Annotated in this window: 14 protein-coding genes and 1 pseudogene; all 15 read left to right on the plus strand. The window is 38.6% G+C overall.

Annotated features, from left to right (window positions below; all coding sequences use genetic code 11):
- Positions 1–25 precede the first annotated feature (25 nt).
- The 15 genes and pseudogenes from CCK98_RS14485 (at position 26) to CCK98_RS14550 (ending at position 17,497) form a co-directional block, all read left to right on the plus strand.
- Positions 26–1,195 carry an MFS transporter gene (locus CCK98_RS14485; protein ID WP_088087231.1) on the plus strand — a complete coding sequence of 390 codons (1,170 nt, stop codon included), beginning with the start codon at positions 26–28 and terminating at the stop codon, positions 1,193–1,195.
- Positions 1,196–1,259: 64 nt separating this feature from the next.
- Entirely contained in the window at positions 1,260–1,967 is a 708-nt protein-coding gene (locus CCK98_RS14490) for an SDR family oxidoreductase (protein WP_088087232.1), read from the plus strand.
- Positions 1,968–2,324: 357 nt separating this feature from the next.
- Positions 2,325–2,516 carry a Fur-regulated basic protein FbpA gene (locus CCK98_RS14495; protein WP_256942349.1) on the plus strand — a complete coding sequence of 64 codons (192 nt, stop codon included), beginning with the start codon at positions 2,325–2,327 and terminating at the stop codon, positions 2,514–2,516.
- A gap of 569 nt (positions 2,517–3,085) precedes the next feature.
- Positions 3,086–4,621, plus strand: a complete 1,536-nt coding sequence (gene argH, locus CCK98_RS14500; protein WP_088087234.1) for an argininosuccinate lyase — start codon at positions 3,086–3,088, stop codon at positions 4,619–4,621.
- Between the two features lie 465 nt (positions 4,622–5,086).
- Positions 5,087–6,919 (plus strand): XylR N-terminal domain-containing protein, encoded by a 1,833-nt coding sequence (locus CCK98_RS14505; protein WP_088087235.1) that lies wholly within the window; start codon positions 5,087–5,089, stop codon positions 6,917–6,919.
- A 321-nt stretch (positions 6,920–7,240) separates the two neighbouring features.
- Positions 7,241–8,443 (plus strand): acyl-CoA dehydrogenase family protein, encoded by a 1,203-nt coding sequence (locus tag CCK98_RS14510; protein WP_088087236.1) that lies wholly within the window; start codon positions 7,241–7,243, stop codon positions 8,441–8,443.
- Between the two features lie 23 nt (positions 8,444–8,466).
- Positions 8,467–9,444: a catechol 2,3-dioxygenase gene (locus tag CCK98_RS14515; protein ID WP_088087237.1), complete on the plus strand. Its 978-nt coding sequence runs from the start codon at positions 8,467–8,469 to the stop codon at positions 9,442–9,444.
- Between the two features lie 127 nt (positions 9,445–9,571).
- The gene (locus CCK98_RS14520; RefSeq protein WP_088087238.1) at positions 9,572–10,390 is read left to right on the plus strand and encodes an alpha/beta fold hydrolase; all 819 of its coding nucleotides are present in this window, start codon (positions 9,572–9,574) and stop codon (positions 10,388–10,390) included.
- Positions 10,391–10,498: 108 nt separating this feature from the next.
- Positions 10,499–10,963: a flavin reductase family protein gene (locus tag CCK98_RS14525; protein ID WP_179195805.1), complete on the plus strand. Its 465-nt coding sequence runs from the start codon at positions 10,499–10,501 to the stop codon at positions 10,961–10,963.
- A gap of 35 nt (positions 10,964–10,998) precedes the next feature.
- Positions 10,999–11,844, plus strand: a complete 846-nt coding sequence (locus CCK98_RS14530; RefSeq protein WP_088087240.1) for an FAD synthetase family protein — start codon at positions 10,999–11,001, stop codon at positions 11,842–11,844.
- Positions 11,845–12,341: 497 nt separating this feature from the next.
- A complete protein-coding gene (locus CCK98_RS14535) occupies positions 12,342–12,950 on the plus strand; it encodes a thermonuclease family protein (protein WP_306298942.1) in 609 nt (202 codons plus the stop codon).
- 10 nt (positions 12,951–12,960) lie between these two features.
- Positions 12,961–13,086, plus strand: a pseudogene (locus tag CCK98_RS34845) (hypothetical protein); the annotation flags it as partial.
- A gap of 280 nt (positions 13,087–13,366) precedes the next feature.
- Positions 13,367–14,998 carry an amidohydrolase gene (locus CCK98_RS14540; protein WP_088087241.1) on the plus strand — a complete coding sequence of 544 codons (1,632 nt, stop codon included), beginning with the start codon at positions 13,367–13,369 and terminating at the stop codon, positions 14,996–14,998.
- Between the two features lie 28 nt (positions 14,999–15,026).
- A complete protein-coding gene (locus CCK98_RS14545; RefSeq protein ID WP_088087242.1) occupies positions 15,027–16,307 on the plus strand; it encodes an MFS transporter in 1,281 nt (426 codons plus the stop codon).
- On the plus strand, positions 16,304–17,497 hold the full coding sequence (locus CCK98_RS14550; RefSeq protein WP_088087243.1) for a M20 family metallopeptidase: 1,194 nt from the start codon (positions 16,304–16,306) through the stop codon (positions 17,495–17,497). Before CCK98_RS14545 ends, CCK98_RS14550 begins: the two co-directional genes overlap by 4 nt.
- Positions 17,498–17,527: the final 30 nt, after the last annotated feature.

Below are 17,527 nucleotides of genomic sequence, written 5' to 3' on the forward strand. Positions count from 1 at the left end.
ACAACAGTAGAAAGGAGTTGTTTTTTTGACTAAACGAAATAATCTGTTGATTTTTATATTAACCATCGGAGTCTTCGGCATCTTAAATACAGAAATGGGGGTTATTGGGATATTGCCTTCCATTGCTGATCATTTTCATGTCAGTGTATCAAAAGCAGGATGGCTGGTAAGTTTTTTTGCCCTTGTTGTTGCAGTATCTGGTCCAACGATGCCTTTATTGTTTTCAGGGATAAATCGGAAGAAGGTCATGTTACTTGTGCTAGGTGTTTTCGTTTTGGGAAACATTGTATCCATTTTTACAGCTAACTTTACCATTCTATTAATGGCTCGGATAATTCCAGCCTTTTTTCATCCAATTTATTGTTCGTTGGCATTTACAGTAGCGGTTGCCTTAGTAAGTAAAGAAGAAGCTCCAAAAGCTGTTTCCAAAGTATTTATAGGAGTATCTGCCGGTATGGTAGTCGGTGTACCAATCGCAAGTTTTATTGCTAGTACAACTTCTTTACAAATGGCAATGGTATTCTTTGCTATTGTAAATATGTTGGCTTTCGTTGCTACCTTACTATTTGTACCCTCAATGCCTGTTAAGGAAAGCCTTTCTTACGGAGCACAATTATCGGTATTAAAAAAATCTATTACTTGGCTTTCGATTGTGTCTGTCATTTTATTAAACTCAGCCGTATTTGGAGTTTATAGTTATCTTGCAGATTATCTGAAAACTGTTACGAATATGTCTTCCAATACCATTAGTCTAATATTATTCATATACGGCGGAGCCAATATTATTGGAAGCATTGTCGCAGGGAAGTTACTTACTAAAAATGCGATCAAATCTGTAATGACATTTCCTTTTGCATTGGGAGTTGTCTACATCCTATTATTCTTTTTTGGACAATTTACCGTACCAATGGCTATCATTACTTTAATTTGGGGAATTTTAGCTGGAATAGGGGGCAATATTAACCAATACTGGATTGCGTCTTCAGCTCCCGAAGCACCTGATTTCGCAAATGGCTTATTTTTAACATCTGCTAATTTAGGAACAACATTTGGCGCAGCTGTAGGCGGGTTAATTATATCGGATATGGGCACACATTACGTCGTATTGGTGGGATTCTTATCATTAATATTAAGTTTGGTAACTATTTTACTAAGAAACTACATGTTTACCCCTACACAACAACTTTCAAAATAAGGAGTATCCCGATTAGGATTTTTAGATACCACTCAATCTGAGAACTAGAAATGGAGGATTTTAAATGTCAAAAGATATAAAAGTTGCACTTGTCACCGGCGGGAATCGAGGAATTGGATTTGAGTTGGTCAAGCAATTGGCGTTGAATGGTTTTAAGGTCATTTTGGCAAGTCGTGACCCAGAAATGGGGCATGAAGCTACGCAAAGACTTAAGGAATCAAATCTGGACGTTTCATTTGTGGTGATAGATATAGATAATCAAGAAAGCATCCATCAAGCTGCAATTACAGTAAATGAGCGGTATGGAAGATTAGACGTATTGATTAATAATGCTGGCGTGTATCTGGATGAGAATAAAAAGTTAGTGGCAATGGACCCTTCCATTCTGGAGAGAACACTGACAACCAATTTCTTCGGCGCTTACCATGTTATCCGTTCCTTTATTCCCGTCATGGAAAAACAAGGCTATGGGAGAATCATTAATGTTTCTTCAGAATATGGGGCGATGAGCGAGATGTCTTATCAAGGAGTAGGTGCTTATAAGTTGTCTAAATTTGCCCTAAATGGATTGACACGATTGGTAGCAGCAGAAATCAATGGTGATATCAAAATAAATGCAGTCGATCCGGGATGGGTAAGTACAGATATGGGTGGACCAACTGCTCCAAGAACTCCTAGGCAAGCAGCTGAGTCTATCCTGTGGTTAGCGACAATTGGACCTGAAGGACCAAACGGGGGATTCTTCAGAGATGGAAAACGAATCGATTGGTAACAATAGAAAATCCTTATAGATCGGTAAAAGGCTTAGCTATACGAGGAGCAGATAGAATGAAGAAAATCCTTCCAGTACAACAATGATCTGCTGATTGCTGTATATGACGAACAATTTGTTTCCGATTGGCACAAATTATTAATCGATTAGTTATAAATATTTAACTGATTGGGTCCATACCGCTTGTCATTGAATATCGCGAAGGCACTGTCATGATGATAGTGTCTTCTTTATTTAATTTTAATTCATACTTTACTGATAGGAATTATAGGTTTATAATAAAATTAATCTAATAAATCTAATAAATGAAATTAAAAGTGGTTGTATTCAAGGGAAAGTTTTTGTAAAACTAAGGGAGTGTTTCTGTTGAGAAATAATGATGAAAAAAAGCGACAAAAACTTATCAATAAATTAATTTTTTTAAACGTCTATAACAAAGACGATCAAAAGCTTTATGAGTTGCCACTATCGAAATTAGAATATGAGTATAGAAGATTTAAATTTCAAAACCATCCGCATGGTGAGTTTGGATCTATTCAGTGGATATAAAATAAATATGGTTACGATACATTAGACTGAATGGTGTTTCCACACCTGCGGTCTTTTTTTGGCAAGAAAATTAAAAAATTCAATGTTGGGGCAGAAAAGAATCTTTTAATCTTGGAATCAACGTTCTCTCTGTCCGCAAATTTATGAGGGCAAACAAACTTGATGGAAGGCAGACAACGAGGGTCAGATACTTGTGACAAAAATTCATTTGATTGATACAAAAATTTATCAACCTAACTCGTTGTTTATCAAGGCTTTCCCTTAATCAATTTGACAGTTGATACATTTCGTTATCAGTTTGTATTGTATAAGAAAACTCAATTAATCTATAAATACCGTAGAGATATAAAGTATTATTTACTGTCTTCCGGACAACCGATGGCATGAACATACAATGTTCATGCTTTTTTTATTAACATAAATAGGCTGGAGACATAAAATAAACAAAAGATTGTGAACTTTTTTCTCCTGTTTTATTTTCAAAAGTTTACTAGTCATTTAAGGTTTAATCATTCTTGTAGCCTTTTTTACCGAATTAACCATGATAGGGGAATATTGGGGGTATTGTGATGAATATTAAGGAGAGCATATTGGAAAAAGAAGGTCGGAAGTTTCCTGGAGCGACCTATTCAGAGGTAGTATTGGCACCTGCTTATGAGCACGCCAAGCAATCTTTACTAGAGCCGATGATAGCAATCCATAAAGCCCACCTGATTATGCTGGTGGAACAAGGGTTGTTGCAGGAGAGTGCGGGTTCCCAAATCCTTGCAGCTATTTGCGCACTTGATAAGGAGAGAATTCTCCAATCCACCTATGATGGACAGTATGAGGATCTCTTTTTCCTTGTAGAAAGTCAAATTATGAAAGTTGCCGGCGAAATGGGTGGGAGTTTGCACCTTGCTCGGAGCCGGAACGATATGGGTGTTGCAATGTACAGGATGGTTCTTCGGGAAAAGATTCTACTCGCCATCGAGGCGCTGCTTTCCTTTCAAGAAACACTTTTGAGGGTGATCGACACCTATAAGGAAACCATTGTCCTTGGGCATACCCATACGCAGCAAGCCCAGCCGATGACGTTCTCCCATTATCTTCTGGGTATGTACGATGTCGTTGACCGTGACTTAAAAAGATTGAAAGCAGCCTATGATACATGCAATGCTAGTCCTCTCGGTGCGGCGGCCCTAACTACGACTGGATTTCCGATTGACCGAAATACAGTCGCAGAGTTATTAGGATTTCCGAAAATCATCAAGAGTGCCTATGATGCGATTGGCGGTGCCGATTATTTAGGGGAAATTGCAACAGCGATACAATTAACCTTTATCAATCTCGGCCGGTTTTCACAAGACCTTCTCTTATGGTCCAGCCAGGAATTTTCAGCGATTCGTGTGGCAGACCCCTATGTTCAAACGAGTTCCATTATGCCGCAAAAAAGAAATCCTGTTTCACTAGAGCATATTCGTGCATTAAGCTCTAGCGGAATTGGGAATGCCCAAACCGTACTTCAAATGTTACATAACACACCATACGGAGATATAAACGATACCGAGGATGACCTTCAGCCGTATTTATGGAAGGGCCTGCACCTTATTGATCAAGTTTTTCGGTTAACAAACGTGGTGGTTGGAACACTTGAAGTAAATGAAGCACTGTTAAAAAGAAGGGCCCAAGAAAGTTTTTCGACGATAACGGAATTAGCCGACACCCTGTTTAGGGAAGCAAACATCCCGTTTCGAACCTCTCATTCCATTGCCAGCCAGGTGGTGAAAATTGCCTTGGCCAGAGGACTGAATGCTACTCATGTCACATCTGTACTCGTGGATGAAGCGGCAAAAGCAGTTGTCGGAATTCCGTTGAATTTACCGGAGGAGATCATTCGCACAGCAATGGACCCAGAACACTTTGTTAAAACTCGGTCGCTGCCTGGTGGACCAGCACCGAAGGAAATGAAGCGGGCCATTGTGGAAAGAGAAGCTAGTCTACACCACCATATTTCTTTACTCCATACTGAGGTTTATCGAATTAAAGTTTGTATGGAAAGACTTGACCAACTGACAAGCCATTGGGGTAAAACGGATGAAAACGATATCAATACTGGACATTGATGAAGGCGGTAGTTAATTCATATGCCGACTGGTTAACTAGAGGATCTCAATTCAAGGTGAGATTATCTTGAAATGAGGGCCTCTTATTTTTTCAATAAAAGAGAAAGGGAATAACGATCTATCATCGGACCATGGGGAAAAAATAACCTTATTCAAGGCTAAAAAATATAAAAATAGGAGTGAAATAAATTGTCAAATTCAGTTAATCAGCTAAAAAGAGATACTCAAAAAGCCTACTATTCAAACAAAGTAAATAATATTATGAATATTATGCTATAATACTTTTAAAATAATTAATTATTCTTAGTTGTTTGAATAATTACATATTACATAATGAAAGTCTTTCCATCATTAATTTAGGAAAAAACATGAAATATAAAATGGTGCCTGTCACTTGTCGAATGCTACAAATTTCGAGTGGGACAGGCACTTTTTCAGGAGCACAGACTAAGGGGTCGAGTAAATATGAGTTTTAACCAAATGCACATAAAAGATGCTTTTGAATTACCTAAAGAAACCGTTTTAAATGAATTTTATGAACGAATTATTTCAATCCCTATTGAAGCAAGAACAAATTTGAAAAATGAGCTCATTACCGTCATTGGCGATGAACGAACAAGGGGCGTGTTTATTCGCTACGGCTGGCATTGTGGTGTGAGTGATGCGGAAAAAGCCATGTCATTGCAATGGGACGATGAGATGGATTTGGTAAATGCAGGTCCTAAATTTCACAGGTTGCATGGTTACTTAGATAAAGTGGAAATTTTGGAAATGAGCTTTGATGAGCAAAAGAAATGCAATTTTATTGAAGTCCTTTGGATTAATACGTTTGAAGCGTCTCAATATTTAAAAGACAAAGGCCTCAGTGAAGGGCCTGTTTGTCACACCTTGTGTGGATATGCAAGCGGTTACCTGTCAAAAGTGTTGCAACAGCCCATCCTTGTTAAGGAAGTAGAATGTCGCGCGATGGGCCACGAGCAATGCAAATGTATTTGTATGCCAATTGAAAAATGGGGAGAAGAAATTACGAGTGACCTGAGTTACTATCAAGCGAATAGCATGATCAAGGAACTCGATGAAATAACAGCGAAATTAAAAATGGAACGGGACCATTTAAGTAAAGCGAGCGATATACACCGGCAATTAATTGAGGAACTACTGTCGAACCAAGGGTTACAAAAAGTTGTTGATATTTTATTTGAAACGACTGGTTTAACAGTCTTTATTGAAGATGAATATAATCAAATCATTGTAAAATCAGGAAACCTTCCGAATCCGCTTTCTTTAAATACATTTAGAGATTCGAACACTACATTTGTACGTTATTCAGAAAAGCTTTCATTGTTACGCACCCCAATTTTTTATGGAGAGCAAATTAAAGGCTATTGTTCTTTTGTTTATACTGGAGAGAATCAGCCGAATGAGCTTGATTATATGATTATTGAAAAGGCAGCAATAACCTCTTCGCTTATATCATTGAATGAAAGTATAAAAGTTACTACGGAGCAAACGATTAAACGGAGCTTTTTAAATGATATCTTGGAAGGTCGATTAGCAAAGGAAGAAATGTATAAAATCGCCTATTATTTAGATTTCAATCCTTCCTCGACCTATTGGATGTTAACGTTTGAACGATTTGTAAAGGAACCAAAAATTGAACATGAAATAGCGTTTAATGAAGAATTGATTCGTCATATTCATCTATTTTTGAAAGAGCGAACGATCAATTCAATCGTTTCACAAAAACTCAACAAAATTATTATATTAATTGAGTACCCAACTTTTGAAAGTTTGCATATATCACAGTCTACGTTTATTGATCAATTGTTAAAGCATTGTTCACGGCGCTTCCCAAAATATAGGATTTCTGTCGGTGTTAGCTCTGTCATCCAAGAGTTTTCACAAACTGTCACGCTATACAATGAAACATTGGCGGCATTACGTGCAACTAACAATCGAAAAAATGTATATTACTTCGAAGAGCTAGGCATTGAAAGTGTTTTATTCCAAATACAGGATGATGTGTTGATTGAGCGCTTTGTGAATCAACATATTGGTAGGTTGTTAGAAGTAGATAGTAATGAATTTGAGTTAATAAAAACGTTATTTGCATATATAGATAATGGAAGCAGTATTAACGATACTGCGAAGGAATTATCCATGTCGATTAGCGGATTACGCTATCGACTGGCCAAAATTAGTGAGATTTTAAACCATGATCTTAATGATACAAAATATGCCTTCACACTTTATTTAGCAATCAATATTTTAAAAGCAAAAGGAAAAATTGAGATGTAACTATAAGCCTTGCCCATTAACTTGTTGATGGACAAGGCTTTTTCGTAGTTAAATAATGAAAAAAGTTTGTTTGATTCATCATTTTACAATAACTATCAAACTAACTCCGTTTCTTTTGTAACGGTTAGAAATATAAACTTATCATGATTTACGCAATCCAATTAAATATATAAAGAAAATATTTAATAGAAAACGTGTTAAAAACAATCTAAATTCAGTATCTTCTGTAGGTATATTTAAAATATTCTAAATATTATAATTCAAATCAGTAGTAGATGCATGATAGGATTTGAAAACGTTTACTTAAGAGGAGGAAGGTATATGGCAGTTAATATTTTAGAAGTTAAAAAGACTCCCAACAAAGAAGAACTTCTTATGATGGCAAAGGAGGTTGGTTTATTAGCTGAAAAATACGCTTTAAAGGCAGATCAAGATTCAAAGCTTCCAGATGAAGTAATTGAAAAAATAAAAGAAGCTGGGTTTCATAAACTTTTACGACCAAAAGAATATGGCGGCCAAGATTTAGATTACTTTACTTTTGGTGAAATGATCCGCACGATCGCGAATCATAGTATCGCCGCTGCATGGTTAAGTTATTTCTTTGTTATTCATGAAACCTGGGTTGCGTTTTTACCAAAAGAAAGCCGTGATGAATTGTATGGACATGGTGGCTTAATGGCAGATGTATTTGCCCCTGTCGGGAAAGTAACAGAAGATGGCGAAGGCTATCGCCTTTCAGGGCAATGGAACTTCTGTAGTGGAGTGCTTTGGAGTGATTGGATTGGACTAGGCGCAATCACCAAGCTAAAGGATGGGACAGAGCCGGAATATTGTTTATTTATTTTGAATAAAGAGGAAGCGGAAATCGTCCATAACTGGGATGCAATGGGCTTGCGTGGCTCAGGAAGTAACGCGGTGAAAGTTGACAACGTTTACATACCGCCGAATCGAATTTTCCATGCTACACGTGTCATTAACGGTGAAGGCCCAGTAGATGGTAATTTTGAGCCTGACTATCAAATTTTCAATGTACCATATATCCCATGGTTCTTAATGGGCTTCCAATTTATTCAGATTGGTGGCATTGAACGATTGATTGATATTTTCCAAGAAAAAACAGAAAATCGTATTCGTATTTTTAACAATAATTCAAATGAAAAAGAAGCAGCTAGTAGTCAACGCGTAATGGCGGAATTAAAACTACAATTAAGTTCTTTAAAAGGCTTAGCAAAGGATTATGTAGAAAGGTTAACGTATTATCAACAAAATCGTATTCGTACATTGGATGAAGAAGAGCGTGAAAGATTGTTTGGGATTCGTGGGCATATATCAAAAACGACTTCTGAGATGGCGCTCCGTATTTTACTTACTTTAGGTGGAAACTCCGTATTTAAAGGACAACCTACTGAACTGTTTGTGCGTGACATTATGACAGCGGCTTCTCATCCGACGCACCATTACGAAGATGCGCTTGGCTCATATGGCAAGTCAATCTTTGGCTTTAAAGGAAACCCAATTTGGTAATAAAACTTTGGAGGGAATGTGAAATGATGAAAGAACCTATTTTTGATGTGGCACATCTGGCACATATTGAAATTTATAGTCCTAAAGTAGAAGAGTCTGTTTGGTTTTTTAAAGAAATTTTAGGGATGGAAGAATCGCACCGTCAAGGTGAGTCTGTTTATATGCGTGCTTACGAGGATTTTTATCATCATACATTGATCATTACGAAAAATGATGAAGCGGGTCTTGGGCATGTGGCATGGCGTGCCACTTCACCAAAAGCTCTAGAGCGTCGTGTACGAGAAATCGAAGCGACAGGTTATGGTATGGGGTGGATTGAAGGCGATGTCGGTCATGGACCAGCCTATCAATTTACCACACCAGATGGGCATAAAATGGAAATTCTTTGGGAGGTTGAATATTTCAAAGCGAATGAGGACCAAGCTACACCACTCTTAAACCGTCCACAAAGGCGTCCACGTCGCGGTGTGCCAGTACGTAGATTAGACCATGTGAATGTCCTGGCGAGCGAAACAAATAAAAACGTTGAGTTCTTAGAAAATGCACTTGGATTTAAAGTGCGCGAACGTATTCTAAATGATGATAATACAGATGTAGCAGCATGGTTAAGTTCCAACTCATTAGTGCACGAAGTTGCCATCATGGGAGACGCATTGGCTGAAAAAGGAAGATTACATCATATTTGCTACTGGTACGGCTATCCCCAACATTTAATGGATGTAAGTGAATTATTGGTGGAGCATGGGTTTAAAATTGAAGCAGGTCCTGGCAAGCACGGTGTCTCTCAGGCTTACTTCCTATATGTGATCGAACCTGGGGGTAATCGTGTTGAATTATTTGGTGACACGGGTTATCAAATTTTTGACCCAGACTGGAAAACGGTTGAATGGAAAGGGAAAGATTTAGAGCATGCAATTATTTGGTACGGCTCTAATCTACCACAGGAGTTCTTTGAATATGGAACACCAGTGAAGAAAAAGGCAGTTGCACCACTAAAATAAATGCTGGTGAATAGTTACAGGTGAGCTTCTCCAATGTACAAGCTCACCATGTATGGAATGTAAAAGATAGAGGAAGCTTTCGATAGTTTCCTCTATCTTTATTAATAGATGGAAGGAGCAATGCGTTATGACGATTATCTCAAAATATATGGATGTGAATGGGATTAACACACACTATCATGAGGAGGGGAGAGGAGCAGAAAATATTATTTTAATACATGGCTCAGGACCAGGTGTATCTGCCTTCGCAAACTGGCGCTTAATTATCCCACGCTTAAGTGAATCCGTTCATGTATTTGCACCAGATATTATTGGTTTTGGTAAAACGGATAAACTCCCCAATCATCAATATACCGTTGAATTGTGGGTACAACATTTAATTAGCTTTATTGAATCCGTGTCGGATGAGCCTGTGTACCTAGTCGGTAACTCAATGGGCGGCGCATTAGCGCTTCATGTTGCCTATCAAAGACCGGACCTTGTGAAAAAATTAATTTTAATGGGTAGTGTTGGCATCAAGCACCAAATTTCAGAAGGATTAGAACGTGTTTGGGGGTATGAGCCAAGTTTGGAGTCCATGCGAGAATTAATTGAATTATTCTCGTACGATGAAAAAGCAGCGAAAAATGAAGAATTAGTCCGTCTTCGCTATGAAGCTAGTATTGAACCTGAGGGGAAAGAGGCATTTTCGGCCATGTTCCCAGAGCCTCGCCAACAAAAACTGGACGAATTGGCGTTAACGGATGAACAAATTCAAAGCATAAACGTACAAACACTATTATTCCATGGCTTGAATGACAAGGTTATCCCCATTGCAGACACAAGCTATCGTCTTATTGAATTGCTTCCGCATGCAGAACTACATGTATTTAATGAGTGCGGGCATTGGACACAAATCGAAAAAACTGAGCCGTTCGTGGAGAATATTTTAAGATTTATTAAATGATGAATCTATTAAAGATGAGCCCTACGAGTGATGGAGGATTTCGAAAAGTAAAATGGGCAATATCAATATTGCCACTATGATAAAAATAATCTTGGGAGGTTTATAGTGATGGATGATCGCCAATTTCGAACGGCAATGGGAAAATTCGCAACAGGGGTAACCGTGATTACTACAGAACTTGATGGAGATATACATGGTATGACAGCAAATGCCTTCATGTCTGTATCCCTTGATCCAAAGCTCGTTGTCATTTCAATTGGAGAAAGAGCAAAAATATTAAATAAGATTAAGGAAAGCAAGATCTTTACCGTGAATATTTTAGCTGCAGATCAACAGGAGCTATCGATGATTTTTGCGGGACAAATCAAGGAACCTCGTGAAGTTGTTTTTGATCGTTTAGATGGTAAACCCGTGTTAGATGGAGCGTGTGCACAGGTTGCTTGTGAAGTATCCGTGGTGCATGTGGAAGGAGATCATACTTTGTTTATAGGAAAAGTAACCGATATTCACCTTGAAGAGAAGGAACCACTTGTGTTCTTCAACGGAAAATATCGTGCATTGGCAGAAGTATAAGCTGACTTCATTTTTGGAACATGAAAGGAGACTGGATGGAAACAATCTATTTAAATAAGGAGAATTTGGCTGCTTATCAGGAAATGGCAAGCGCAAATGTTATGGCACTTGGATGTTTTGACGGTCTCCATCATGGGCATGTAAAAGTGATTCAAACCGCATGGCAGAAAGCAAAGGAAAGACAAGTCTCTCTCTCAGTCATGAGTTTCTTTCCTCACCCGAAAACGGTCATCGGGGGGAAAGCGTGTTTTCACTATTTAATGCCGCAGTCCGAAAAAGAAAAAAGGCTTTGTGAACTAGGTGTTGATACTTTTTACCTTGTGGAGTTCAATAGTGACTTTGCAGGGTTGTCACCTCAGGCATTTGTTAAGGAATACCTGGTTAATCTGGGTGTTATTCATGCAGTAGCGGGATATGACTTTTCTTATGGAAGCCTAGGTGCAGGAAATATGGATACACTAAAACAAGATTCCGGAGATCGGATTGATATAACTACGGTCGACAAGGTGGAGCACAAAAGGGAAAAAATCAGTTCGACTCGTATCAGACAACTACTGTTAGATGGGAATGTCGAGGAGCTGCCCTATCTGATCGGGCACTCTTACGAAATAATATGCGAAGGCGCTGGAACCTTTTTAACTCCGTATTCACACTATACACTCCCTGCTCCTGGAAGATATGATGTAACATTGAAAAATAAGAGCAAATCTTTTCAGACCGAAGTGATGGTAAACGAGAAAGGCATAACGCTTACAAGTTTAGATCAGATTCCGTCATGGCTCGAAGGAAACTTGACCATCGTCTGGAATCGGCGGATGAAGGCTGAAATGGTTCAAACGGGGCAAAAGGATCATACTTTTTGTCGTCCCTTATTGGTATAGATGAATATAAACCACTTATAAATGAAAGTAAGGTTAAAAGAATAGTAGAAACAAGATTTTCACATAACCTAAGAAAGATAAACGTCTTCACAAAAAAAGCTCAAAATTCGTCCTAAATTGCAAAAAACGCCTTCAAATGTGAAATTTGAAGGCGTTTTTTTGCTGTTGAGCGCTAAAAGTGCCCTCAAATTCGAAAAAGTGAAATTCGCTTTACCTCTCAAAATCTCGATATGGTAGAAGTGCTAATAGACATAGGCTTTTACATAAAGCCCTCGCAAAGGACAAGGTGATGAAGGAGTGTCATAAACTATTCATATTCTAATGAATAACATATGACCACTTACCTCATTAATCTATATATCAAAGATGAAGGAATTTTATTAGAAGAAAGGCAGTGGTGGAAGATGGCAAAGTTTAGAATGGTACGTACTGATTTTTGGACGAATCCTATGGACAGTTTGTAGACTTGTAAGCTTGAAATTAGGGAGGTATTTATTTTGCGAAAAAGAATAACAGGAGTCGCATTAGTAGCAGCCACGCTTCTAGCCTTACATCCGCCATCATTTCAGCAAGAAGAAATAAAACCAAGGGTCAGCCTACAGCAGGATGAGACTCCAGCGAGTACCACACGTATGGATGAAGCGTTGGTCATCCCGATAGGACAAGTACCCGTCACATTCGTCGATACCGTTGATGGTGATACCATAAAGGTAAGAGTGAAGGGGAAAATCGAAACGGTTCGTTATTTATTAATCGATACACCGGAATCAAAAAAGCCAGACATGTGTATCCAGCCTTACGCAATGGCAGCTTACTTAAGGAATGACGAGTTAGTAAAGAGTGGAATTCTAACGATAGAACTGGAGCAGGAGAACACTAAGGATTCTTACGGACGACTACTAGCCTATGTTTATGTCGATGGCAAATCGGTGCAAGAAACCTTGCTAAAAGAAGGATTCGCACGAGTGGGGTACATTATGAAGCCACCCTATAGATATCTAGATTTATATAGAGACGATGAGAGTCTGGCAAGAAGAGAGAAATTAAATATCTGGAGCCGGCCGAACTTTGTGACAAAGTGGGGATTTAGTTGGTGTGTGTCATAATCACTCAATTATGCTGCTTTGGTTGCTATTTGCTACCTGTCTAGTAGACATGTTTCAAAGTAAAGTAGGAAAGGCATCGGTAGAATTATTAGAACACCTAGGATGGGAAATTGATTTACCTGAAACGCAAATTTGTTGGTAAAAATTTTTTTACGAAAAATCAAAAATATTTTACAGAGTCTCAAATTTTTTGGTATATTTGTTGTTTTAATTTACTAAATCTTCGGGAATTGAGTGATTAATTTTGCCGAGAATAAAAGATTTTAAGGTTGTAAGAAGAACATTCACAAAATCTACAAATAATGTTTAAAAAGTTGGCACAATTATTGCAATATCTAAAAGCGAGGAGCAAATGATGATTTCATCCTTCCTATGTAAACGATTTCGGTATTGACAAAATGAGAGGAGAAGAAAACATGAGCCAAAGCAGCAATGAATTAACATTTATTAATGGGAAAATTTTTACATCCAATCCAGAACAGCCTTATGCCAGTGCCATGGTCGTCCGTAATGGCAGGATTGCCTGGATCGGTGAAGAAGAAGATTTGAAAAATATAGAAGGAAAGTGTGTCGACCTTTATGGTAAAAGAGTTCTGCCCGGATTGATTGATGCACATTTACATCCGTTATATTTGGCTGGAGCTGCCAAGCAAATAGCCTGTACCCAGCCTCTAATTCATTCAATATCAGATTTACAAGAACAAATTCGTTTGGTGCGTGCATCACAAAGTCAAGATTCCTGGATTCAAGGCTGGGGCTATGACGAAGGTAAGTTATTAGAAGGAAGAGCCCCAACTCGCAGGGATTTGGATCTGGCAGCACCCGATGTTCCGGTTGTCATTACTCGAACTTGCGCCCATATCATATCAGTCAACAGTAAAGCATTGGAATTGGCAGGAATAACGAAGGATACTCCAGACCCGCAGGGCGGCAAAATTGACCGTGATGAAAACGGTGAGCCCACAGGTATTTTACGTGAGAATGCCAAAGATCTTGTTAATCAAGTCATGCCTGAAACGACATTGGAAGATGATGCTGCATTACTTGCAGAACTCAGCCCTGTTTTACTTTCACACGGGATTACAGCCATTACGGAATTAATGGGGCGGACAAAGCCAAATGATTACTTAGAAATGTATCAATTGGCTACTGAAAAAGGACTAAAGCAGCGTTCCGTTCTTTATTATATTTGGGAAGATTTAAAAGAACATCCTTTCATTGAACAGCAAAAAATGGTAAGAGAAAATCAAATACACATTGGCGGAATTAAATTGTTTTCTGACGGAAGTGTCTCCGGCCAAACAGCCTGGGTCAACCCGCCATTTTTAGGGGAAGAAGAAAATTATGGCATCCAAATGACTACCAGGGAAGAATTATTGGCTGCCGCAGAAGCAGCAAAAAAACATAACATCCAGCTTGTGATCCATGCCATGGGTGAACAGGCAATTGATTTGATTGTTGCTACCTTCTATGGGCAAATAGGCTGGCTGACAGACGCACCATCGATCAGAATTGAGCATGCGGCCATGCCAACACCAGGTACACTGAAGCGGGCAGCAGAAACGGGAATTGCATTTGTTTCGCAGCCCATCTTCCTGTTCGCAGAAATTGAAACCTATCTTCGTAATTTAGGTGCGGAACGAACTAAGCAAACCTATCCATTTAAAGCTATGTTAGAGGCTGGAATAAAAGTAGCATTTTCATCCGATGCTCCCGCCACCGCATGGGCTGAGCCCGTAAATCCTTTCGTCGGAATTAAATCGGCCGTTACCCGTCTTGCTCATGACGGAACAGATACCGGTAAAACACAAAGGGTAGATGTTGAAACAGCGATTACGCTGTATACCCGAGCGGCACAGGAAATCATCCGGATCCCAAATGTTGGCCAGCTGAAACCAGGCTTCCATGCCGACTTCATTGTCTTGGATATAGATTTATTGGTCATAGATCCGGAGGAAATTGATCAGATACAAGTAGTGGAAACCTATATAGCTGGTAATTTGGTTTATAAATTAGATTCAATCGAAAAATTAGTAGTAGAATCCTAAAATTTCAATTAAAAGAGGATGGGATGGTATGAAAGAAAAGGGGAAGGTTTTTTATGGTTGGTGGATTGTTGTAGCAACCTTTTTGATTATGACTTTAATTTATGCTCCGATTGCCAACTTGGTTTCATTATTTATTCTGCCTGTTACGAAAGAACTCGGATTTGGTCCATCTCAGTTTATGCTATATTTTACCATAATGGCTTTAGCTGCCATGGCTGTAGGTCCAATAGCAGGTAGATTAATGAGAAAGATGGATGTAAGAGTATATCTAACATTATTTATTTTAATTGCTTCTGTTGCATTTGTTGGTTTTTCATTTTCAACTAAACTCATTCATTTTTATCTATTTGCCATACTAATGGGGGCAGGTATGGCAGGAGGAGCAATGATTCCAGCATCCGTTCTCATCACCAATTGGTTTAATAAAAAACGTGGTTTATGTTTAGGAATTGCTTTGTCAGGCAGCGGATTTGGGGGCGTAATCCTTAGCCCTTTAGTTAATTGGCTTATTACAGCCTACGGATGGAGATCAGCTTATCTAGTCTTAGGAATTTTAATAGCTGCTGTATTAGTTCCGTTGGCTGTATTTGTAATAAGATTAGATCCAGCTGACAAAGGTCTATCACCACTTAGTGAAGAATCCACTTTAATAAGTACACAAAAGAAAGAATTAACAGGTACAACTCAGGGCGAAGCATTAAAGTCCCTATCATTTTGGACTCTTTGTTTAGCTATCTTAGTTGGCGGGCTCGTTGTTAACGCAATGCTAATCAATCTTGCCCCCTATCTGGCTAGTATAGGTACAACTGCCAAAACAGCTGCATTGCTATTATCTTTAGGCTCGGGAATGGTAATTGTTGGAAAACTGGTAGTAGGTCGGTTATTTGACAAGTTGGGATTAGTCACAACATTACTTATTATATCTGCAGGAAGTATGGTAAGTTTTCTATTTTTAATGAAAGCAAACATAATCTTACCAGCTATTCTTTATACTGTTTTTTCAGGAATTGGCTCAACAGCGGTTACCGTTACACCTGCCTACATGACAGGAGCTCTTTTTGGTGAGAAGGAATTTGGTGCAAAATATGGAGTTGTAGCCATTTTTATTTCATTAGGTGCAGCCATAACGCCAATCGTGTCAGGTGCTCTTTACCATATAAGCCATTCATACGGTTCACTTCTAACTGTTTTAATGGTTCTTTCTATTGTCCAATTTGGATTATTTTCCATTGCAGCTAAAATAAAACCAAAGTTTGAATTAAATACTTTTAATGATGATAGAGCAAAAAGTGAAGGAGCATTTCTATGAATAGAACCCTAGGAAAAGATTATATTTTATCACGTGCAGAGGAAATAAAAGAGGAACTAATCAAATATCGTAGATATCTCCATCAAAATCCTGAAATCGGCTTTGATTTACCAAAAACGGTTGCCTACGTGGAAAAAATTTTAAATAACATGGGTCTTGAACCTATAAAGGTAGGGACCTCGGGATTAGTTGTAACTATTGGTAAGGGAAAAGGTAAAACTCTTTTGGTAAGAGGAGACATGGATGCTTTACCTCTAAAGGAAAATACAGATCTGCAATTTAAATCCACTAATGAATTTATGCATGCATGCGGTCATGATATCCATACGACATTCATGCTCGGTGCGGCAAAGTTATTAAAGGAAAAAGAAAATGAGATTAACGGAACGGTCAAGATCATGTTCCAACCAGCCGAGGAAATTGGCGCAGGTGCTAAGGATATGGTGGCGAATGGGCTATTGGAAAACCCAAAAGTAGATGCGGCACTGGCCCTGCATGTTGATCCAAGCTTAGAGGTCGGAAAATTCGGATATAAGCCGGGGATTGCAGCATCGTCATTGGATGGCTTTTTCCTAAAAGTACAGGGAAAAGGCGGGCACAGCTCTGAACCACAAAAAGCCATCGATCCTTTAATGATTATTAATGCGGTCTACACGCAATTAAATAGTTTAGTTGGGAAAGAAGTAGACCCAAGAGAAATGGCCGTTCTTGTTATCGGGAAGATGGGTGGAGGAACTGTCGCAAATATTATTCCTGATTCTGCCCACCTTGATGCCACTTTACGTACATTTAATCCGAAAGTAAGGAATTATTTATTTAAAAGAGTTCCAGAGATTATTGATGCAACTGTTAAAATGTTACGCGGTACCTACAGCCTTGAAACAGTCTCAACCCCTTCTTTATTTAATAATGAGGAATTGTGTGAGCAAATGGCACCTTATGTAAAAGAAGTCATTGGAGAGAACAATTTGGAGGTCAACAAGGAGCCGTTGGCTGGCACAGAAGATTTTTCCTATATCAGCAATATTGTACCAACGATGTTTATGTGGGCTGGTGCCAACGGTTTAGGAGAGAACAATTATCCGCTCCATAATCCGAACGTTATAATGGACGAAGGCGTCATTCCATTGGGAGTAGCAGTCGTTGTTCAGACAGCCATAAATTGGTTGAACCATTATTCCAATAAATAATAACTAAAAATATATTTTCCTAAATGAAAG

The organism is Bacillus sp. OV166, assembly GCF_900177675.1.
Lineage (GTDB): Bacteria > Bacillota > Bacilli > Bacillales > Cytobacillaceae > Neobacillus.